At 63.5% G+C, this 17,495-nt stretch carries 24 protein-coding genes; 9 read left to right on the plus strand and 15 right to left on the minus strand.

What is annotated here, in order from left to right:
- Nucleotides 1–102: 102 nt before the first annotated feature.
- A complete protein-coding gene (gene gpmA, locus K0M74_RS18625) occupies nt 103–789 on the minus strand; it encodes a 2,3-diphosphoglycerate-dependent phosphoglycerate mutase (protein WP_088439852.1) in 687 nt (228 codons plus the stop codon).
- 188 nt (nt 790–977) lie between these two features.
- On the opposite strand from gpmA, the gene K0M74_RS18630 reads away from it, so the two are divergent.
- Entirely contained in the window at nt 978–1,439 is a 462-nt protein-coding gene (locus K0M74_RS18630; RefSeq protein WP_293975853.1) for an Hsp20 family protein, read from the plus strand.
- Between the two features lie 73 nt (nt 1,440–1,512).
- On the opposite strand, the gene K0M74_RS18635 is transcribed toward K0M74_RS18630, so the two are convergent.
- The 12 genes from K0M74_RS18635 to K0M74_RS18690 all read right to left on the minus strand — a co-directional run bounded on the left by K0M74_RS18635 (nt 1,513) and on the right by K0M74_RS18690 (nt 9,796).
- Entirely contained in the window at nt 1,513–1,995 is a 483-nt protein-coding gene (locus K0M74_RS18635; protein ID WP_293975854.1) for a GNAT family N-acetyltransferase, read from the minus strand.
- A complete protein-coding gene (locus K0M74_RS18640) occupies nt 1,992–3,101 on the minus strand; it encodes a M14-type cytosolic carboxypeptidase (protein ID WP_293975856.1) in 1,110 nt (369 codons plus the stop codon). Before K0M74_RS18640 ends, K0M74_RS18635 begins: the two co-directional genes overlap by 4 nt.
- Nucleotides 3,098–3,709 carry a DUF4136 domain-containing protein gene (locus K0M74_RS18645; protein WP_293975858.1) on the minus strand — a complete coding sequence of 204 codons (612 nt, stop codon included), beginning with the start codon at nt 3,707–3,709 and terminating at the stop codon, nt 3,098–3,100. The genes K0M74_RS18640 and K0M74_RS18645 overlap by 4 nt, the downstream gene beginning before the upstream one ends.
- Before the next feature lie 71 nt (nt 3,710–3,780).
- Nucleotides 3,781–4,407 carry a cell wall hydrolase gene (locus K0M74_RS18650; protein WP_293975860.1) on the minus strand — a complete coding sequence of 209 codons (627 nt, stop codon included), beginning with the start codon at nt 4,405–4,407 and terminating at the stop codon, nt 3,781–3,783.
- A gap of 235 nt (nt 4,408–4,642) precedes the next feature.
- Nucleotides 4,643–4,981 (minus strand): DUF1491 family protein, encoded by a 339-nt coding sequence (locus K0M74_RS18655; RefSeq protein ID WP_293975862.1) that lies wholly within the window; start codon nt 4,979–4,981, stop codon nt 4,643–4,645.
- Nucleotides 4,982–5,002: 21 nt separating this feature from the next.
- A complete protein-coding gene (locus K0M74_RS18660; protein WP_293975864.1) occupies nt 5,003–5,467 on the minus strand; it encodes a PTS sugar transporter subunit IIA in 465 nt (154 codons plus the stop codon).
- 150 nt (nt 5,468–5,617) lie between these two features.
- On the minus strand, nt 5,618–6,190 hold the full coding sequence (gene raiA / locus K0M74_RS18665; protein ID WP_293975866.1) for a ribosome-associated translation inhibitor RaiA: 573 nt from the start codon (nt 6,188–6,190) through the stop codon (nt 5,618–5,620).
- 47 nt (nt 6,191–6,237) lie between these two features.
- Nucleotides 6,238–6,939 carry a DNA polymerase III subunit epsilon gene (dnaQ, locus tag K0M74_RS18670; protein ID WP_293975868.1) on the minus strand — a complete coding sequence of 234 codons (702 nt, stop codon included), beginning with the start codon at nt 6,937–6,939 and terminating at the stop codon, nt 6,238–6,240.
- A 19-nt stretch (nt 6,940–6,958) separates the two neighbouring features.
- Nucleotides 6,959–7,582: a dephospho-CoA kinase gene (gene coaE / locus K0M74_RS18675; RefSeq protein WP_293975870.1), complete on the minus strand. Its 624-nt coding sequence runs from the start codon at nt 7,580–7,582 to the stop codon at nt 6,959–6,961.
- On the minus strand, nt 7,579–8,394 hold the full coding sequence (gene aroE / locus K0M74_RS18680) for a shikimate dehydrogenase (protein WP_293975872.1): 816 nt from the start codon (nt 8,392–8,394) through the stop codon (nt 7,579–7,581). The genes coaE and aroE overlap by 4 nt, the downstream gene beginning before the upstream one ends.
- The gene (locus tag K0M74_RS18685; protein ID WP_293975874.1) at nt 8,391–8,987 is read right to left on the minus strand and encodes a Maf family protein; all 597 of its coding nucleotides are present in this window, start codon (nt 8,985–8,987) and stop codon (nt 8,391–8,393) included. The genes aroE and K0M74_RS18685 overlap by 4 nt, the downstream gene beginning before the upstream one ends.
- The gene (locus K0M74_RS18690) at nt 8,984–9,796 is read right to left on the minus strand and encodes a pyruvate, water dikinase regulatory protein (protein WP_088439865.1); all 813 of its coding nucleotides are present in this window, start codon (nt 9,794–9,796) and stop codon (nt 8,984–8,986) included. Before K0M74_RS18690 ends, K0M74_RS18685 begins: the two co-directional genes overlap by 4 nt.
- A 349-nt stretch (nt 9,797–10,145) precedes the next feature.
- Here K0M74_RS18690 and hemE point away from each other — a divergent pair, with 349 nt between their 5' ends.
- From hemE to K0M74_RS18720, 6 genes are all read left to right on the plus strand, one after another.
- The gene (gene hemE / locus K0M74_RS18695) at nt 10,146–11,174 is read left to right on the plus strand and encodes a uroporphyrinogen decarboxylase (protein ID WP_293975876.1); all 1,029 of its coding nucleotides are present in this window, start codon (nt 10,146–10,148) and stop codon (nt 11,172–11,174) included.
- A 1-nt stretch (nt 11,175) separates the two neighbouring features.
- Nucleotides 11,176–11,625 (plus strand): CopD family protein, encoded by a 450-nt coding sequence (locus K0M74_RS18700; protein WP_293975878.1) that lies wholly within the window; start codon nt 11,176–11,178, stop codon nt 11,623–11,625.
- Nucleotides 11,626–11,821: 196 nt separating this feature from the next.
- A complete protein-coding gene (gene rho / locus K0M74_RS18705; RefSeq protein WP_088439868.1) occupies nt 11,822–13,075 on the plus strand; it encodes a transcription termination factor Rho in 1,254 nt (417 codons plus the stop codon).
- 16 nt (nt 13,076–13,091) lie between these two features.
- Nucleotides 13,092–13,382 (plus strand): antibiotic biosynthesis monooxygenase, encoded by a 291-nt coding sequence (locus K0M74_RS18710; RefSeq protein ID WP_293975883.1) that lies wholly within the window; start codon nt 13,092–13,094, stop codon nt 13,380–13,382.
- Nucleotides 13,379–14,104, plus strand: a complete 726-nt coding sequence (locus K0M74_RS18715; RefSeq protein WP_293975885.1) for a TerC family protein — start codon at nt 13,379–13,381, stop codon at nt 14,102–14,104. The genes K0M74_RS18710 and K0M74_RS18715 overlap by 4 nt, the downstream gene beginning before the upstream one ends.
- 104 nt (nt 14,105–14,208) lie before the next feature.
- Nucleotides 14,209–14,610: a DUF1489 family protein gene (locus K0M74_RS18720; RefSeq protein WP_293975887.1), complete on the plus strand. Its 402-nt coding sequence runs from the start codon at nt 14,209–14,211 to the stop codon at nt 14,608–14,610.
- A 13-nt stretch (nt 14,611–14,623) separates the two neighbouring features.
- On the opposite strand, the gene K0M74_RS18725 is transcribed toward K0M74_RS18720, so the two are convergent.
- Complete coding sequence (locus tag K0M74_RS18725; RefSeq protein ID WP_293975889.1) at nt 14,624–15,031, minus strand: nuclear transport factor 2 family protein; 408 nt, start codon at nt 15,029–15,031, stop codon at nt 14,624–14,626.
- A complete protein-coding gene (locus tag K0M74_RS18730; RefSeq protein WP_293975891.1) occupies nt 15,028–15,726 on the minus strand; it encodes a dienelactone hydrolase family protein in 699 nt (232 codons plus the stop codon). Before K0M74_RS18730 ends, K0M74_RS18725 begins: the two co-directional genes overlap by 4 nt.
- Nucleotides 15,727–15,830: 104 nt before the next feature.
- Here K0M74_RS18730 and K0M74_RS18735 point away from each other — a divergent pair, with 104 nt between their 5' ends.
- Nucleotides 15,831–16,124, plus strand: coding sequence for a DUF6489 family protein (locus tag K0M74_RS18735; protein ID WP_293975893.1), 294 nt, complete (start codon nt 15,831–15,833; stop codon nt 16,122–16,124).
- A 44-nt stretch (nt 16,125–16,168) separates the two neighbouring features.
- Nucleotides 16,169–17,452, plus strand: a complete 1,284-nt coding sequence (gene mnmE / locus K0M74_RS18740; RefSeq protein ID WP_293975895.1) for a tRNA uridine-5-carboxymethylaminomethyl(34) synthesis GTPase MnmE — start codon at nt 16,169–16,171, stop codon at nt 17,450–17,452.
- Nucleotides 17,453–17,495 lie beyond the last annotated feature (43 nt).

The raw sequence follows: 17,495 nt of genomic DNA on the forward strand, positions 1-17,495 counted from the left end.
CGACAGTCCGGGAAATATTACCAGCTGACTATGCCGGGTACACTTTGACCCCCGTCATCCCGGCGACGGCGGGTATGACGAAGCAAGGGCGTCACGCCGCTTTTACCGCTCGCTGAGATAATAGCGCTCGCGCGCGTTCAAATCGTCGTTGAGTTCGTAAACGATCGGCTGGCCGGTCGGGATTTCGAGGCTGGTGATGTCGGCGTCCGAAATCCCCGACAGATGTTTGACCAGCGCGCGCAGGCTGTTGCCATGCGCCGAGATCAGTACCGTCTTTCCCGCGGTCAGCTGCGGCACGATCGCGCTTTCATAATAGGGTAACACGCGTTCGATCGTATCCTTCAGGCTCTCCGCCGCGGGAATATCGATGCCGGCATAGCGCGGGTCGCTCGACAGATCCCATGGCGATCCGGCTTCGAGCGGCGGCGGCGGGATGTCGAAGCTGCGGCGCCAGATCTTGACCTGATCGTCGCCATGTTTCGCCGCGGTCTCAGCCTTGTCGAGTCCGGTCAGCCCGCCATAATGACGCTCGTTCAAACGCCAGTCTTTGGTCACGGGAAGCCACAAGCGTCCCATCGCCTCGAGCGCCAGATTGAGCGTCTTGATCGCGCGCGACTGGACCGAAGTGAAGCAGGTGTCGGGGGCGATGCCCTTGGCCTTCATCAACTCGCCTGCCGCCCACGCCTCGGCGGCGCCCTTTTCAGTGACGTCGACATCCCACCAGCCGGTGAAGCGGTTTTCGAGGTTCCACTGCGACTGGCCGTGACGGATGAGGATGAGCTGGGGCATTTCGGATCCTTCAGGTGGAGGGTTTCGCTGCCCCTTAGCGTGGCTTTCCTACGAACGCCAATGCCCCTCTTGAAATGGTTTCACCCGCACCCAGATTTGCAGCATCCGGTCGCCGAAACGGGGCCGGGTGGCGATCGCGGCGCGCCGCCGCGGTCCCTGACTTCGCTTTTGAGAAAGGAAGAATGACCATGCGTAACAGTTTTGACTGGACCCCCTATCGCCGTTCGACCGTCGGTTTCGACCGATTGTTCGATTTCCTCGAAACGAGCGGGTCGGGCGCGGAAAATTATCCGCCATTCGACATCGAAAAGATCGCCGACGATCATTTCCGCATCACCGTCGCGGTCGCTGGGTTCAAGAGCGACGAGATCGAGATCGTTGCGCAGCAGAATATGCTGACCGTCAGCGGCCGCAAGGCACCCGCGGCCGAAGGCGAAGGCCGTCAGCTGCTGTACAGCGGTATCGCGACGCGCGCTTTCGAACGCCGCTTCCAGCTCGCCGATTTCGTGCGGGTCAGCGCGGCCGACCTGGCCGACGGGCTGCTGATCATCGACCTGGTGCGCGAAGTGCCCGAGGCGATGAAGCCGCATAAGATCGCGATCGGCGGCAGTGCGACCCCGACGCTGGTCGAGGACAAGCAGGCGGCATAAGCGCCTGCGAATCCATGCCTTGCGGGGCATCGTGAGCGGGGTCCGGAGTCCCTTCCGGACCCCGTTTTCTTTGCTACAGCGCGCGCGTCATGAAGCGGCTGAACGGGTCGGGCTTGTAACCGGCGAAGGGCGCGCAATCGTCGAAACCATAGCGGCGGTAGAGCGCAATCGCGGGTTCGAACGCGGGGCCCGATCCGGTTTCCAGACTGAGCCGCTTGAGCCCGCGACCATGCGCTTCGGCGATAATATGGTCGAGCATGCGCGCGGCCACGCCGCGGCGCAGGAAGGCGTCGGCGGTGCGCATCGATTTGATCTCGCCATGCCCGGCATCGAGCATTTTGAGTGCGCCGCACCCCGCCAGCGCATCACCGTCATGGATCGACCAGAAGGTCACATCGGGGGCGTTCAGGCCATTGAAGTCGAGGAAGTGACAACTGCCCGCGGGCGAATTGGCGAGCATCCCCGCGAAATGCTGTTCGAGCAGCGCGCGGATCGCGGCGCCGGACAGATCGTCTTCGACGATCCGCCAGCCGCCTTCCCGCGCGCTGGGCGTCACAGCATCTGATCGAGCGTTGCGAGGCACGCGTGCGCCAGCAGCTTCGAGCGTTCGGGCGACCAACCGGCGACCGGATCGGGCAGGTCGTCATTGTCCTTGAACGGCATTTCGATCGTCATCGACACCGCGCCAAAGCGTTCGGCGAGCTGGGTCGTCGACATCGACAGATTTGCCTTGCCCGGCGCCGATTCGCTGTAGCCGAGTTCCACCTGGAAATCGGGGGTGTTCGCCGCCAGCGCGGTCTGGAACCCCTTGTACTTTTCCAGCTGCTCGGGCTTCAGCGACGGAATGCCTTCAAAGCCCGCGATGAACACCGCCGGGATCGCCTCGTCGCCATGGACGTCCATCGCCCAGTCGACACCCGTCTCGTCCATCGCGTTGCGGACACACAAGACTTCGGGGCTACGCGCGGCGGTCGGATTGTCCCATTCGCGGTTGAGGTTCACCCCGGCGAAATTGGTGCGCAAATGGCCCCGGCACGACCCGTCAGGATTCATGTTCGGCACGATGTGGAAGCGGCATTTGTTGAGCAGCGAACGCGCATGCGGATCGGCGGGGTCGGTGAGCTTTTCGAGCGCGCCCTCGACCCACCATTCGGCCATGCTCTCGCCGGGATGCTGGCGCGCATAGAGCCACACCTGCGTATCGCCGGTTCCCAATTCGAGGCAGTCGATCGGCTGGCCTTCGAGGCTGGTGCCGAGGCAGCGATAGGTGACGCCTTCGCACTCGGCGACCGAGGCGACGAGGTCGTGGTGACGCTCCATCGAGAAGGGCGCGAAATAGGCGAGGTAGAGGATCGGGCTTTCGGCGGTGTGGCGGATCGTCAGCGTACCGGCATCGTAGCTGGTGTCGAGGCGGAACCAATAGTCGCGGTCATAACTCGCGCACGCCGCATAGCCGGACCAGCCATCGGGATAGGCTGAGGCATCAAGCCCGGTGATCGCCAGCTCAAGCGCGTCGCCGACCGCGCACGAAACGCGGAAGTGAAACCATTGAAAAAAGTCGGATTCGCGGTCCTTGCGGATCGAAAGGCGCGCCGCGGTGCCGTCGATCGAATCCACGACGATGTTGCCGCTGTCGAAAGCGGCGTTGATGGTGATGGTCATGGGACGCTGATAGTGCGTCCGGATTCTCCGGGGAAGTCCTTGAATAAGGCTTCGGCCAATTTTGCCGCGGCGAGCGACGGCTGCGACGCGGGCGCTTTGACGGGGATCGCCGCAAGCGCGCGGCCTTCCCACAACGCCTGGCCGGTCGCGGCATCATCGATGCGGACCGAAAGCTGGTGATCGGCCATCCGCCTGGGACCGCCACCGAGATTGAGGCCGATGCCGAGCCCGACGCCCGACCCATAGCTGCCGGTCGAACCACCAACCCCGACCGATACCGGCGATCGGCGTCCCGCGCTCGGTTGTTCACTCCGCTCAAAGGCGACGCGGACCAGCAGCGGCGCACGCTCATTGCTGCCCGCCGCAACCAGTCCCTGACGCTGCAATTGCTGATCGACCGCGGCGCGATAGCTGTTCCATTCGATCGACGGCATACCCCCGCCCGGGCCGTCGAGCGGTGCGGTTGCGATGGCGTAGCGCGTCCCCGGCGCCCAGTTAGGCACGGCATTATGGAAACGAGTAACCTCGACCGGCGGCACCGCGGTGGCACAGCCGCCGAACGAAAGCGCCGCTGCACAGAGCAGGACGACAGAAATTTGACGCGTCATTGGGGCATCATGCGCCACCAAATATGGCTTGGCAATGAATGCGGTGCTGCCGCGGCGCGGCGTCTTGCGCCTCAGCGATAGAAGATGTGGTTGTCGATCTGCGCGATGCGCGTCTTGCGCCAGCCCGGCGAGACGTAGCGGGCATGAAAGAACAGCGCGCCCGGCGCATGATTCTTCCAGCTGCCGTCGCGGGCGATCTGCGCGATCGCGATCGCGTTGTTCCACTGCGCGCCCTCGCGGATCGCCGGCATCTTGCCGCCGCGCACAAAGCTGAACTGGCTGCGCTGATGGACGACGCCGCACAGGCTTTTGGGGAAGCGGCCCGACTGGGCGCGGTTGATCACAACATGCGCGACCGCGAGCTGGCCGACGAGCGATTCGCCGCGCGACTCGAAATAGACGGTGCCGGCAAGGCAGCGCAGCTCGGGATCCATGTCCGCAGGACGGGGGGTCGCGGCGACCAGCGCGGCGAGCGATTCGGCGTTGACCGGGGCCGGTTTCGAATCCGGGTTCGGCGTTTCGTCTGTATTTTCGATGATGCCATCGATCGGCGCATCGGCCTTGATCAACAGATCCGCCTGTTCAGCGACAACCGGCGTCTCGACGCTGGGTGCGATCAGGGCGGGAAGATTAGCGTCGGCAGCAAGATCGCTTGCAAAGCCGGGTTCCGCCAAAAGCAGCATGGTGGCGGCAGTCATGCCGACGGCAGCCACGCTGGCCACGTTCAAAATACGACTCATAGTGTCCGTCAAAAGTGCGGCCGATGAACCGAAACTTCCAAAACAGGTGGGGGGCTATGGCCCAATACCGCCTGCGGTCATCGTCCGACTGCGTGTCCAATCCGTTTTTCCGGGGCATCGCCAGAGCGATGCAACCGACGGAGCGACCTACGCGTTATCGAATGCGCGCCACTTATGTTGCACCGCAACAGAGTCAAGTTAATGCGGCCCATTCCGCGACGAGTCGTGGCGCATCTGCGATGTCCAGTTCAACAATCCACAGATCGGGATCCGCCTTTTGCCGCCGGTCCTGATAGTTGGCGCGCGATTCACCATCTTTGGGGTCATCAGGGCCGACAGCCTCCCAGAGATAGTGGCCGGTCGCGGAAAAACGCCGTTCAAGCAGCGGCCCGGGCTGCCCGCGCTCGGTACATTGGACCAGGATGATGCCCGAATGTTCGTCGCCCTTGGCGAGGACGGTCGCAAAGCCGCCCGCCGATTCGGTCCGGCGCAGCAACAGGTCGACGAGAAAACGGCTGGTGAGCCGCGTCACGGGAAAGCTTGCGCTGCGGCGTTACGCCGCGTCACGCGTTTCAGTATCGGCGAGCAGCGCATAAAGGGCCTCGTCGTTTTTCGCCCCGCGCAGGCGTTCGGCGATCGCTTCGTTGCGCAGCATGCGCGACACCCCGGCGAGCGCTTTGAGATGATCGGCACCGGCGTCAAGCGGTGACAGCAGCACGAACAACAGATCGACCGGCAGGCCATCGACCGAGTTGAAATCGATCGGGCGTGACAATTGCAGAAACAGCCCGCGCACCCCGGTGAGGTCCGCCATCTTGGCATGCGGCAGTGCGATACCGCGTCCGAACCCGGTCGAGCCAAGCCTTTCGCGTTCGAGCAACGCTTCGCTGACCTCGCCCGCGTCGAGGCCAAGCGAACGGCTGGCGAGGTCGCCCACAAAGGGAAACAGCGCCTTTTTCGAATCGAGTTGCACATGCGCGCGCACGGTCGCGGGATAAAGAAGGGAAGAAAGATTCATGGGTCTGGTCAAATCTGTGTAGCCGCCGGGCGACGGGGCCGGCCGTTCCTGGGCAATGGATTGCGGATCGGTCGGACCGGCGCCCCGCCATACCGGCATAGGACGTTGTTGGGCGCGGCCCTTATGCCGGTTGGCGAACAAAATCCAGCCTTATCGTGGTTCGACCCAGCCGATCGTCCCGTCGTCGCGGCGATAGACCATATTATGCGCACCCGTCTTGCTGTTGACGAACAGCAGCGCGTTGGTGTTGCGCAGGTCGAGCATCATCACCGCGTCGGACACGCTGCTGCTGGGAATATCGACGCGCGTTTCGGCAATGATCGCCGGCGAGTCGCCGGCATCTTCATCGTTGCCGGCGTCGAACACCGTATAGCCTGCGTTATCCTCAATCTCGTCGACCGTCGGCGATGGCACTGCCACACCGTTGTTATGGTCTTTCAAGCGCCGCATGTAGCGCCTGAGCTGCTTTTCGATACGTTCGGCGGCGCCCTCGAACGCGACATGCGCGTCCTGCGCCTGGCCATGCCCCTTGAGCACCAGCCCCTGCATCACATGCGCAACGATGTCGCACTGAAAACTGTCGTGCGGTCCTTTGCCAAAGATCGCGTGCGCGCCGATCGCCCGGGAGAAATATTTGTCGGCAATCGCGTTCATCCGATCCGACACATGCGCCTGCAGCGCTTCGCCGGTTTCGATCTGGTGGCCAGAGACGCGGATTTCCATTTTTCTTCTCCTGCTATGTCCGATGCGATGACATCAAGGGAGCGTCATCACACCGTATCGAGCCACAGCGGCTGGTTGAGCCCTGCGACAAAGGCGGCATGGCGCGCCAGATCGGCGGCCGATGCCATATGGGGTCTGGGTTCGCGAAACGGACGGTCATGGCCGCGCGCTGCCATGGGGGAGGATGGGGACGCCGCCGCCGAACCGGCGGCAGACGAGGCCAGCCCCAGCCCGATCTGCCGCCCGCCGGTCATTTCGATGTAAAGATGAGCGAGCAGTTCGGCATCGAGCAGTGCGCCGTGCTTGACGCGGTGGCTGCGGTCGATGCCGTAGCGGGTGCAAAGTGCGTCGAGGCTGTGTTTGGCGCCGGGGTGGAGCTTGCGCGCCATCTGCACCGTGCAGCACATCCGCGCCATGTCGAGCGCGGGGCGCCCGGCGCGCGCCAGCTCGGCATTGACGAAACCAAAGTCGAAGACGGCATTGTGCGCGATCAGCGGCGCGTCGCCGAGAAAGGCCATCAGCTCGTCGATGCGCTCGGCAAACAACGGCTTGTCCGACAGAAACTGGATCGACAGGCCGTGCACCGCTTCGGCAGCGGCGGGCATGTCGCGTTCGGGGTTGAAATAGGCGTGAAAGGTCTGGCCGGTCTCGCGGCGGTCGACCAGTTCGATACACCCGATTTCGACCAGCCTGTCCCCGGTCTTGGGATCGAATCCCGTGGTTTCCGTATCGAAGATTATCTCTCGCATTGAGCGATCAATCTGGACCCTATCGGGCGCGGAAACAAGAGGCGATGGCGCGAATCTGGCGATGCGTCTCGCTTTTGGGTCCGCCCGTGTCGATGACGAAATCAGCGCGCGCACGCTTGACGCGGTCGGGAACCTGCAGGCGGCGGATCGCCTTCAGCCGGCCGTAGGTCATCCCCGGCCGGCGCATCACCCGCTTGGTCTGCATCCACGTTGGCGCCGACACGACCGCGATCGCGCCAACGCGGCGCCAGCCACCCTTTTCGAACAAGAGCGGGATGTCGAGCACAACGACATCGCGGGCGCGGTGGCGGGCAAGGAATTTCTTCTGCGCCCGAAACACCTCCGGATGGACGATCGCCTCGAGCGCCGCGAGCTCGTGGCGGTTGCCGAGCACCAGCCCGCCAAGTTTCTGCCGGTCGACGCCGCCGGGACCGGTCGTGCCGGGAAAGCGCGCTTCGATCGCCGCGACGAGCGCGCCGCCCGGGCCTTGCAATCGGTGGACTTCGGCGTCGGCGTCGAACACCGGCACGCCTTCGCGCTCGAACATCGCCGCCGCGGTCGACTTGCCCATCCCGATCGAGCCGGTGAGACCGAGAATGAACGGCCGCCGCAGCCGCGAACCGGGGCGCGGCCGATGCGTCATGCGGTCAGCAGCGCGCGCAATTCCTCGTCGCGACCTTCGGGCGGCGCGGCGCCGAAGAACAGCTCGAAGGCAAGCGCGGCCTGGCCGATCAGCATGTCGAGCCCGTCGACGGTGTCGAGCCCACGCGCCGCGGCGGCTTTGAGCAGCCCGGTCTGGAGCGGAGCATAGACTAAGTCGTAAACGATCGCATCGTCGGGCAGCGCAGACAGATCGAGGTCGAGCGGTGGCTGGCCGGCCATGCCGAGGCTGCTCGAATTGACCAGCAGTGCGGCCGGCGGCAGCTGGGCCTCGAGACCGAGTACCTCGCCTTTCAAGCCAAAGGTCGCGAGCAGCCCCATTGCCTTCAGCGGGCTGCGATTGAGAATCGTCACATGCCCCACCCCGGCGCGCGCAAGCGCGAACAGCACCGCGCGCGCCGCGCCGCCCGCGCCGACGACGATAACCGGGGCACCCGAAAGATCGGTCTCGGCAAGCGGTGCATAGAATCCGGCCGCATCGGTGTTGGTGCCGATCACCGACCCATCGCGCTGGCGCACGATCGTGTTCATCGCGCCGATCGTGCCGCGGATATTGCCGGGGTCATCGACCAGATCCATCACCGCGACCTTATGCGGGATGGTGACATTGCAACCGCGCCAATCGGGATCCGTACGCCGCTGGTCGATAAAGGCCGCGAGCGCGTCGGCTTTGATGTGCGCGCGGCGATAGTCGCCCGCAAGACCGAGTGCATCGAGCCAGAATTTATGGATCAGCGGCGATTTCGATTGTGCGATCGGGTCGCCGATCACCTCGGCATAAGGGGTGCTGCTCATGATGTAGCCAATCCGGTTGCCCGCAGCCACGCCAGCAGCGGGAGCATCGGCATGCCGATGATTGTCCAGGGATCGCCCTCAACCTTTTCGAACAATTGCACGCCTGCTCCCTCGATCTCATAACAGCCGACGGTCCAGCGGATACTGTCCCAATGCTGCGCGACATAGGCGGCGATGAAGGCGTCGGACAAGGGGCGCATCCACAGCTTCGCCTCGCCGATCGCGCGCCAGACCGGGGCGCCGTCGCGCGCGGCGACCGCGGCGCTGAACAGGCGGTGCCGCGTCCCCGCCATGCGGCGCAGATGATCGGCCGCCTCTTCGGGCGTCTCGGGTTTCGAAAGCATCGTGCCGTCGTCGAGCGCGAGCGTCGAATCGGCGCCGATGACGGTCACGCCGGGCAGCCGCGATGAAATTTTTACCGCTTTGGCCTCGGCGAGGGCATCGGCAATATTGCGCGGCGTCTGGCCCGCGGTGAGCAGCGATGCGGTGAGCGCCTCCTCGTCGACATGCGCCGCAGTCGTCGCGAATTCGAGCCCGGCGGCGCGCAGCATGGCGGCGCGGCCGCTGCTTTGCGAGGCCAAGAGAAGGGTCATGCGGCGCCGCGGTCCTCGACCAGCTTGATCACCGCCGCCGCGGTTTCCTCGATCGAGCGGCGCGTGACATCGATCACCGGCCAACCATTGTCTGCAAACATGCGCCGGGCATAGGCCAGCTCGGCTTTCACCCGTTCATCATCGACATAGGCGGTTTCGGGGGCCTGGTTGAGCGACAGCAGCCGGTTGCGCCGCACCTGCACCAGTCGGTCGAGCCCAGTCGTCAACCCAACAATCATCGGGCGTTTCAGTCGATACAGCGCCTCGGGCGGCGGCGATTCAGGGACAATCGGGATGTTCGCGGTCTTGAAGCCGCGATTGGCCAGATAAATGCTGGTCGGGGTCTTCGATGTCCGCGACACCCCGGCAAGAACGATGTCGGCCTGTTCCCAATTTTCCCAGCCGATGCCGTCATCGTGCGCAACGGTGAACTGGATCGCCTCGACCCGCGCGAAGTAAGCAGCGTCGAGCTGGTGCTGACGCCCCGGGCGCGCTTTCGCTTCCTGGCCCAGCATCCGCGACAGCGCATCGGTCACCGCGTCGAGTGCGGGGACGAGCGGCAGGTTGAGTGCCCCGGCTCGGCGCTCCAGGCTGACGCGCAGGTCGCCATTGACCAGCGTGAACAGGATCATCCCCGGACTCGCCTGCACTTCGGCCATGATCCGGTCGAGATGCGATTCCGATCGCACCATCGGCCAGAAATGGCGCACCACCTCGACATCGTCGAACTGCGCGATCGCCGCCTTGGCGATATTTTCGAGTGTCTCGCCCGTGGAGTCCGATATGAGATGAAGGTGAAGCCGGCCCATCGCGGCACCATGGAGGGAAGCTGCAGAAAAAGGCAATCCCGGATCAGGTTCGAGGTATCGAAAAGCGGCCTGTGGATAAGTTTTGGACAAGCGTGGGGAGCAAATGGGGACGGGGGTTTCATCCCCGACGCTGCCGATTCCGCCCGATCACTTGTCCACATGGGATGGAATCTATCCACAGGCTGTGGATTAGGGGCATAGCGGGTCGCGACTCTGGAGCAAAGCGTGGCATGATGAGAGTCAAGCTGTTGGCAAAAACGACGCCTCCGCCTAAAGCCGCGCTGTTCGCCGACCAACAAACCACCACAATATTATCTAATATTCTATTGCAGAGAGAAAGAGGGGCCGTGTGAAGGCGTCACCGAAGAGTTTGCTGGCGGTGCTGCGCGGGGCGCGGCAGGAACGCCCGCCCTTGTGGCTGATGCGTCAGGCCGGGCGCTATCTTCCCGAATATCGCGCGCTGCGGGAAACCAAGGGCGGTTTCCTCGAGCTTTGCTATGATCCTGAAGCGGCGGCGGAAGTCACCCTACAGCCAATCCGGCGGTTCGGGTTCGACGGGTCGATCCTGTTTTCAGACATCCTGATCGTCCCCCACGCGCTGGGACAGAAATTATGGTTCGAGGCAGGCGAGGGGCCGCGGCTGGCCCCGCCGCTGGTCGATAGCGCACTGGCGCAACTCGAAGCGGCGCCGGAACGGCTTGACCCCATTTATGCGACCGTGGCTCGCGTCGCCGCTTCGCTCCCTGCTGAGACGACCTTTTTGGGCTTTGCCGGAAGCCCCTGGACCGTCGCGACCTATATGGTGGCGGGGCAGGGGTCGAAGGATCAGGCCGCAGCGCGGCGACTGGCATATGGCGACCCCGCGGCGTTCCAGGCAATCATCGATGCAATCGTCGATATTACCGTAATCTACCTGTCGGGGCAGATCGAACATGGCGTCGAGGCGGTGCAGTTGTTCGACAGCTGGGCCGGCAGCTTGAGCCCGGCGCAATTCGAACGCTGGGTGATCGCCCCGAACGCGGAAATTGTCCGCCGCCTGAAGGCGATGCATCCCGACACGCCGGTGATCGGCTTTCCCAAGGGCGCCGGCGGCAAGCTGCGCGCCTATGCCGATGAGACCGGGGTCGATGCGCTCGGTCTCGACGAAACCGTCGATCCCGACTGGGCCGACCGCGTCCTGCCGCAACATCTGCCGGTGCAGGGCAATCTCGATCCGCTGGCGCTGGTGGCGGGCGGCGCGGCTCTGGACGCCGCGATCGATCGTATCCTTGCGGCTTTCCCGGCGCGTCCCCATATCTTCAACCTCGGCCATGGCATCGTCCCCGACACGCCGATCGCCCATGTCGAGCATCTGATCAGACGGGTTCGCGGCGGATAAAATGGCAGACTGGGCAGGATTTCTGGGGGCGACGATGCTTTGGGTCAAAGCGGCGCATATTATTTTTGTCATCTTCCTGATGGCCGGCCTGTTCATGATGCCACGCTTCTTTGTCTATCACCACCAATGTGCCGTCGGATCGGACGAGGATAAAAAGTGGATCGAGCGCGAAGACCGCTTGCGCCGCATCATCCTGAACCCGTCGCTGACGATCGTCTGGGTGCTCGGGTTACTGCTCGCCTTCAACGGCAATTATTGGGGCGAGACCTGGTTCATCGCCAAATTCATCCTGGTGTTTGCGCTGTCGGGCTACCACGGCTGGATGATCGGCTATTTCAAGAAGCTGCAACAGGGTCAGCGGCCGCTCACCGAAAAGCAGCTCCGGCTGCTCAACGAAGTTCCCGGTGTGGCCGCCGCGATCATCGTCATCCTGGCGGTCGTTCGGCCCTGATATCCGCTGTTCCTGGCGCAGGTCCGATTGACTTGCTCCCGCGGCGGTTATAGGGGCCGTGTCAATCCCGCCAGTCGGGCGGCGCTTCGCAAGTGCCGAAACTATCGCAAACGGTCGTCCCACGGCCGGATAGGCACCCCAGCGGTGCAATGAAAATCGACTGCCATTTGTCCTGAAATTCACCTGGAATCCATCCATGCATCTTAAAGAACTCAAAACGAAATCGCCCGCCCAGCTGGTCGAAATGGCCGAGGAACTGGGGGTCGAAGGCGCTTCGACGCTGCGCAAGCAGGATCTGATGTTTTCGATCCTCAAAGAGGTCGCCGAGGATGAGGAAATCATCGGCTCGGGTACGATCGAAGTGTTGCCGGACTCGTTCGGTTTTCTGCGTTCGTCCGAAGCCAATTATCTCGCCGGTCCCGACGACATCTATGTCTCACCGAACCAGGTCCGCAAACATGGCCTGCGCACCGGCGACACCGTCGAGGGCGAGATCCGCGCGCCGCGCGACGGCGAACGCTATTTTGCGCTGACCAAGCTGATCAGCGTCAATTTCGACGATCCCGATGTCGTCCGTCACCGGGTTAATTTTGACAATTTGACCCCGCTTTATCCGAACCAGAAGCTTTCGCTCGACACCGTTGATCCGACCGTCAAGGATAAGTCGGCGCGGGTGATTGACCTCATCAGCCCGCAGGGCAAGGGCCAGCGCGCGCTGATTGTCGCGCCGCCGCGCACGGGTAAAACCGTGCTGCTGCAGAATATTGCCAAAGCGATCACCGATAACCACCCCGAGGTGTATCTTATCGTCCTGCTGGTCGACGAACGACCCGAGGAAGTCACCGACATGCAGCGCAGCGTGAAGGGCGAGGTCGTCTCCTCGACCTTTGACGAACCCGCAACGCGTCACGTCCAGGTCGCCGAAATGGTGATCGAAAAGGCCAAGCGCCTCGTCGAGCACAAAAAGGATGTCGTCATCCTGCTCGATTCGATCACGCGTCTGGGCCGTGCCTATAACACCGTTGTGCCATCGTCGGGTAAGGTGCTGACCGGCGGCGTTGACGCCAACGCGTTGCAGCGCCCCAAGCGCTTTTTCGGCGCCGCGCGTAATATCGAGGAAGGCGGGTCGCTGTCGATCATCGCCACCGCGCTGATCGATACCGGCAGCCGCATGGACGAAGTGATCTTTGAAGAATTCAAGGGCACGGGTAACTCCGAAATCGTCCTCGACCGAAAGGTCGCGGACAAGCGCATCTTCCCGGCGCTCGACGTCGGCAAGTCGGGCACGCGCAAGGAAGAGTTGCTCATGGAGAAGGACAAGCTCAGCAAAATGTGGGTGCTGCGCCGCATCCTCATGCAGATGGGCACTATCGATGCGATGGAATTCCTGCTCGACAAGATCAAGGATTCGAAGACCAACGAGGATTTCTTCGATTCGATGAACCAATAGGCCGGATGCGCGCGGCATGATCGTCGAGCACGCGCTGTTGCAGGTTCGTGCCGGCGAAGGCGCTGCGTTTGAACGCGCTTTGGCCAAAGCGCGCCCGCTTGTCGCCGCGTCGCCCGGATTTCTGGGTATGGAAGTGCGGCGCGGGTGCGAAGCGGTGGAAACCTACTTGCTGATCGTGCATTGGGACCGCATGGAAGACCATCGTGACGGTTTTCGCTGCTCGGATCGATATGACGCGTGGCGGACGCTGTTGCATCATTTTTATGACCCCATGCCTGTCGTGCAATATTTCGGAGAGCCTGTGTGATTGACCTTTTGTTGACCGCTGCCACCACGGCTGCACAGGGACTGGGTGGCCCCAGCGAGATGTGGGGCCATATCGTCAATGATTTTTCGAACATTACCGAACCTGCGGCAATGGCAGCCTTTATGCAGGTGCTGCTGATCGACCTCGTGCTGGCGGGCGACAATGCGATCGTCGTCGGCGCGCTCGCGGCAGGCCTGCCCGCCGACCAGCGCCGCAAGGTGATCATCATCGGGGTGCTGGCCGCATTGGTGCTGCGCATCGCCTTTGCGCTGGTCGTCACGCAATTGCTACAGATCGTCGGGCTGATCTTCGTTGGCGGCTTGTTGCTCGCCTGGGTCGCGTGGAAAATGTGGCGCGAACTTCGGGAGGGCGCCCATTCGGCCGGATCGCCCGAAGTCGCAGGTGACGAGCATTCGGGCCTGAAACCCGCCAAGAGTTTTGCCGCCGCCGCCTGGGCGGTCGCTATTGCCGACGTCAGCATGAGCCTCGACAACGTCCTTGCGGTCGCCGGTGCGGCGCGCGAGCATCCGGGGATCATGATCGTCGGCCTGATCGTCGCGGTCATCCTGATGGGCGTCGCGGCGAACATTATCGCCAAGTACATCGAGCGGTATCGCTGGATCGCGTATTTCGGCCTTGCGGTTATCGTCTATGTCGCGGTCAAGATGATCTACGACGGCTGGGTCGATCCGTCGGTCGGGCTCGGAACCTTGCTGGGCTAGACAGCATAAATGTCCCGACGCCGACTGGTCAGATACCCGTCGGCGTCGAGACTATCGCGGCGTGCCGGCTTGGTTTTTCGTCGTTCCCGCACCATTTAGGCTCGATGTCCCCACTCCATCTCACCAAGGTCGCGGTCGGTTGCGCGCATGTCGAGACGTTCGCGCGCCGGGTGGCGACGCGCGTGCGCGATGGTGAGTTGCGCGTGCCGACGCGGATGCGGCCCAAGCGGATGGACGAGCTGGTTGGCGGTTACCTGCACTGGATCATCAAGCACCGCATCGTCGCGCGGCAGCAGATTTTGCGCTTCGATGATCGCAAGGATGGCCGCGTCGACATCGTGTGTTCGCAAGATCTGGAAATACTGCCGCCGCTGTCAAAGCGCGCGCATCAGGGGTGGCGCTATCTGGCCGATGACGACGCGCCCAAGGGCATGGCCGAGCATGACGGCGTTGCCGACCTGCCGCCGCACCTCTACCGCGAGCTCGCGGCGCTGATGCTGATCTAGCGCGGCGCGAGCGCTATCCCTGCGCGGCGAGCATTTCTCCCATCTTCTCCCAGACCTTGTTGATGGCCTTGAGCGGGCGCACCATCACCTTGAAATCGATGATTTTTCCGTCGTTGTTCCAGCGTATGATGTCGACACCGTTGATATGGATGCCGTCGAGCGTCGTCGCGAATTCGAGCATCGCCTGGTCGCCGTCAATGATCTCGCGCTCGTAGCGGAAATCGTCGCCGCCGAGCACATGGCTGGCGGCATGGAGATAGGCGAAGACCTTGTCGCGGCCAGCCTGCGGCGAATGGACGACGGGCGAGTGGAACACCGCATCTTCGGCAAGCATATCGCGGAGCGTCTGCGAGTCGCCGCCGCCTTCCATATAGGCGTGCCAGGCCGCGACCCCCGTATGGGCAAGATCGGTGGCGCTCATGCCAGATGCTCGGCGAAAAAGGCTTTGGTGCGGCCGTCGGCGAGCTGAGCGCCCGCTTCATCGCGGCGATTGCCGCCGGTTGCGGCAAAGCCATGATCGAGCCCTTCATAATCGTGGAGGGTGACCTTGGGATGCGAATCGAGCCCTTCGTGCATCTTCGCCTGTGCTTCGGGGCCGACGAGATGATCGGCCGTCGGGATATGCAGCATCAGCGGATGCGCGATCGCATGGCTTTCGTTCAGCATCTGGTCGATCATCACGCCATAATAGCCGACCGACGCGTTCACGTCGGTGCGCGCCGCCGCCATATAGGCTAGCCGACCGCCGAGGCAGAAGCCGACGCAGCCGACCTTGGTGGCGCCCTGCGCGTGGAGCCAGCGGATCGCCGCCTCGATATCCTTGACCCCGTCGTCGGCATCATATTGGCCGAAATAGCCGAAGGCTTCCTGCAACTCCGCCTCGACATCGGGATCAAGCTCGACTCCCGGCGCAAAGCGCCAGAACAGGTCTGGAGCGATTGCCAGATAACCCTGCGCCGCCCAATCGTCGCATTTTTCGCGAATCCCCGCGTTCACCCCAAAAATTTCGGGAATGACGATGATCGCGCGCGACGAATCGGCATCGGGGCGCGCGACATAGGCGGGGATGGCATTCGTGCCGTCAAGCGCGGGGATCGTGATGTTCGTCGCGGACATGAGGGGGTTCCTGACTCTTGCTAAATGGCGTTGAAAGCGCGAAGCTAGCGGGGCTGCGGGCATGGCTCAAGCGGCTTACCGGTTTATCGGGGTGGAGACAGGCGATGAAGTTCAATATCGAGATCGATTGCACCCCCCAGGAAGCGCGGCAGCTGTTCGGCCTGCCCGATCTGGAGCCGCTGCACGATGTCTATCTCGACCGCGTCAAGGAGCTGATGGCGAAGGGGATTACCCCCGACATGGTGCAGGCGATGGTCAAGACCTGGGTGCCGATGGGCGAGAGCGGGTTGGGGCTGGTCCAGTCGCTGCTCGGTCAGTTTGGCGGTGGGCTGATGGGCGGCGCTAGCAAACCGGCTGCCACGGACGACGACAAGCCGGCGCGGGGGCGCAAGAGCTGAATCAAGACAGCGTAAACGACACGATCTTTGCCCTGTCGAGCGGGATGCCGCCGGCGGCGATTGCCGTCGTTCGCGTCAGTGGGTCGCAGGCGGGTGCGGCGTTGCAGGTGCTGGCAGGGCGTTTGCCCCCGGCGAGGCGGGCGACGCTCGCCGAGATCAAGACCATGAACGGGGAGCCCCTCGATCGCGCGCTGATCCTGTGGTTTCCCGGTCCGGCGACAGCGACGGGCGAGGATTTGGCCGAACTGCACCTGCATGGTGGGCGGGCGGTCGTCGCCGCGGTCGAGGCAGCGCTGACGGCGCTGCCGGGGTTGCGGCGCGCCGAAGCGGGAGAATTTACCCGGCGGGCGTTCCTCAGCGGGCGGATCGATCTGGCCGAGGCGGAAGGGTTGGCCGACTTGCTGGCCGCCGAGACGGAAAGTCAGCGGGTGCAGGCTTTGGGCATGGCAAGTGGACATGTGTCGCGGGCGGTCGCGGGGTGGCAGGACCGGTTGCTGACGCTGATGGCGGCAGCCGAGGCGGAACTGAATTTCGCCGATGAGGATGACGTCGAAGTTGGCGAAACTGTCACTCTAAAGTTGATCGCTGGAATGACGGATTTGAGTAAAGAACTGGCCGGGTGGCTGGCGCGGCCCGCGGCGGAGGTGATCTCCGAGGGGTTGTCGGTGGTGATCGCCGGGCCGCCGAATGCCGGGAAATCTACACTTATCAATGCGTTAGCTCGGCGTGAGCTGGCGATCGTATCGCCCGTGGCGGGGACGACGCGCGATGTGATCGAGACGCCGTTGGCGCTCGACGGGATCGCGATGCGCTTTTCGGATACGGCGGGGCTGCGTTCCGAAAGTGCCGACGACATCGAGATGATCGGGATCGATCGCGCGAAGGCGGCTGTCGAGGCGGCGGATATTCTGCTCTGGCTGGGGGCGCCGAAGGCTGTCCCGAACCACCCGCGCGCGATCCTGATCGCGGCGCAGGCCGATCGGTGGCGCGGCGATGCGGCGGCGGAGGCCGAGGCGGGACTTTGCGACCTGATTCTGTCGGCGGCGACGGGGGAGGGAATGGAGGCGCTGCATCGCATGATCGTAGAGAGGGCGCGAACGCTGTTGCCGCGCGATGGCGAGGCGGCGCTCCGGCAGCGGCAGCGCGCCGCGCTAGGCGAGGCGCGCGATTGGCTGCGGATTGCTGCGGGGTCGCGCGAAGCGTCCGACCTGATCCTGCTCGCCGAGCGGCTGCGGCTCGCGAGCGGTGCGCTCGACCGAATCACCGGGCGCGCAGGGGTGGAAGACATGCTCGACACGCTGTTTGGACGTTTCTGCATCGGAAAGTGATGTTCCACGTGGAACAGCGCTTCAGAGCGAAACTGGTACGCCC

It is taken from the genome of Sphingopyxis sp. (assembly GCF_019459305.1).
In the GTDB taxonomy this organism is placed as follows: domain Bacteria; phylum Pseudomonadota; class Alphaproteobacteria; order Sphingomonadales; family Sphingomonadaceae; genus Sphingopyxis.

What these genes read in the sequence shown, in the direction of transcription:
- gpmA (WP_088439852.1), bottom strand. Translation starts at nt 789, where the DNA reads ATGCCCCAGCTCATCCTCATCCGTCACGGCCAGTCGCAGTGGAACCTC.
- K0M74_RS18630 (WP_293975853.1), top strand. Translation starts at nt 978, where the DNA reads ATGCGTAACAGTTTTGACTGGACCCCCTATCGCCGTTCGACCGTCGGT.
- K0M74_RS18640 (WP_293975856.1), bottom strand. Translation starts at nt 3,101, where the DNA reads ATGACCATCACCATCAACGCCGCTTTCGACAGCGGCAACATCGTCGTG.
- K0M74_RS18645 (WP_293975858.1), bottom strand. Translation starts at nt 3,709, where the DNA reads ATGACGCGTCAAATTTCTGTCGTCCTGCTCTGTGCAGCGGCGCTTTCG.
- K0M74_RS18650 (WP_293975860.1), bottom strand. Translation starts at nt 4,407, where the DNA reads ATGACTGCCGCCACCATGCTGCTTTTGGCGGAACCCGGCTTTGCAAGC.
- K0M74_RS18660 (WP_293975864.1), bottom strand. Translation starts at nt 5,467, where the DNA reads ATGAATCTTTCTTCCCTTCTTTATCCCGCGACCGTGCGCGCGCATGTG.
- raiA (WP_293975866.1), bottom strand. Translation starts at nt 6,190, where the DNA reads ATGGAAATCCGCGTCTCTGGCCACCAGATCGAAACCGGCGAAGCGCTG.
- dnaQ (WP_293975868.1), bottom strand. Translation starts at nt 6,939, where the DNA reads ATGCGAGAGATAATCTTCGATACGGAAACCACGGGATTCGATCCCAAG.
- coaE (WP_293975870.1), bottom strand. Translation starts at nt 7,582, where the DNA reads ATGACGCATCGGCCGCGCCCCGGTTCGCGGCTGCGGCGGCCGTTCATT.
- aroE (WP_293975872.1), bottom strand. Translation starts at nt 8,394, where the DNA reads ATGAGCAGCACCCCTTATGCCGAGGTGATCGGCGACCCGATCGCACAA.
- K0M74_RS18685 (WP_293975874.1), bottom strand. Translation starts at nt 8,987, where the DNA reads ATGACCCTTCTCTTGGCCTCGCAAAGCAGCGGCCGCGCCGCCATGCTG.
- K0M74_RS18690 (WP_088439865.1), bottom strand. Translation starts at nt 9,796, where the DNA reads ATGGGCCGGCTTCACCTTCATCTCATATCGGACTCCACGGGCGAGACA.
- K0M74_RS18700 (WP_293975878.1), top strand. Translation starts at nt 11,176, where the DNA reads ATGGCAGACTGGGCAGGATTTCTGGGGGCGACGATGCTTTGGGTCAAA.
- rho (WP_088439868.1), top strand. Translation starts at nt 11,822, where the DNA reads ATGCATCTTAAAGAACTCAAAACGAAATCGCCCGCCCAGCTGGTCGAA.
- K0M74_RS18710 (WP_293975883.1), top strand. Translation starts at nt 13,092, where the DNA reads ATGATCGTCGAGCACGCGCTGTTGCAGGTTCGTGCCGGCGAAGGCGCT.
- K0M74_RS18720 (WP_293975887.1), top strand. Translation starts at nt 14,209, where the DNA reads ATGTCCCCACTCCATCTCACCAAGGTCGCGGTCGGTTGCGCGCATGTC.
- K0M74_RS18725 (WP_293975889.1), bottom strand. Translation starts at nt 15,031, where the DNA reads ATGAGCGCCACCGATCTTGCCCATACGGGGGTCGCGGCCTGGCACGCC.
- K0M74_RS18730 (WP_293975891.1), bottom strand. Translation starts at nt 15,726, where the DNA reads ATGTCCGCGACGAACATCACGATCCCCGCGCTTGACGGCACGAATGCC.
- K0M74_RS18735 (WP_293975893.1), top strand. Translation starts at nt 15,831, where the DNA reads ATGAAGTTCAATATCGAGATCGATTGCACCCCCCAGGAAGCGCGGCAG.
- mnmE (WP_293975895.1), top strand. Translation starts at nt 16,169, where the DNA reads ATGCCGCCGGCGGCGATTGCCGTCGTTCGCGTCAGTGGGTCGCAGGCG.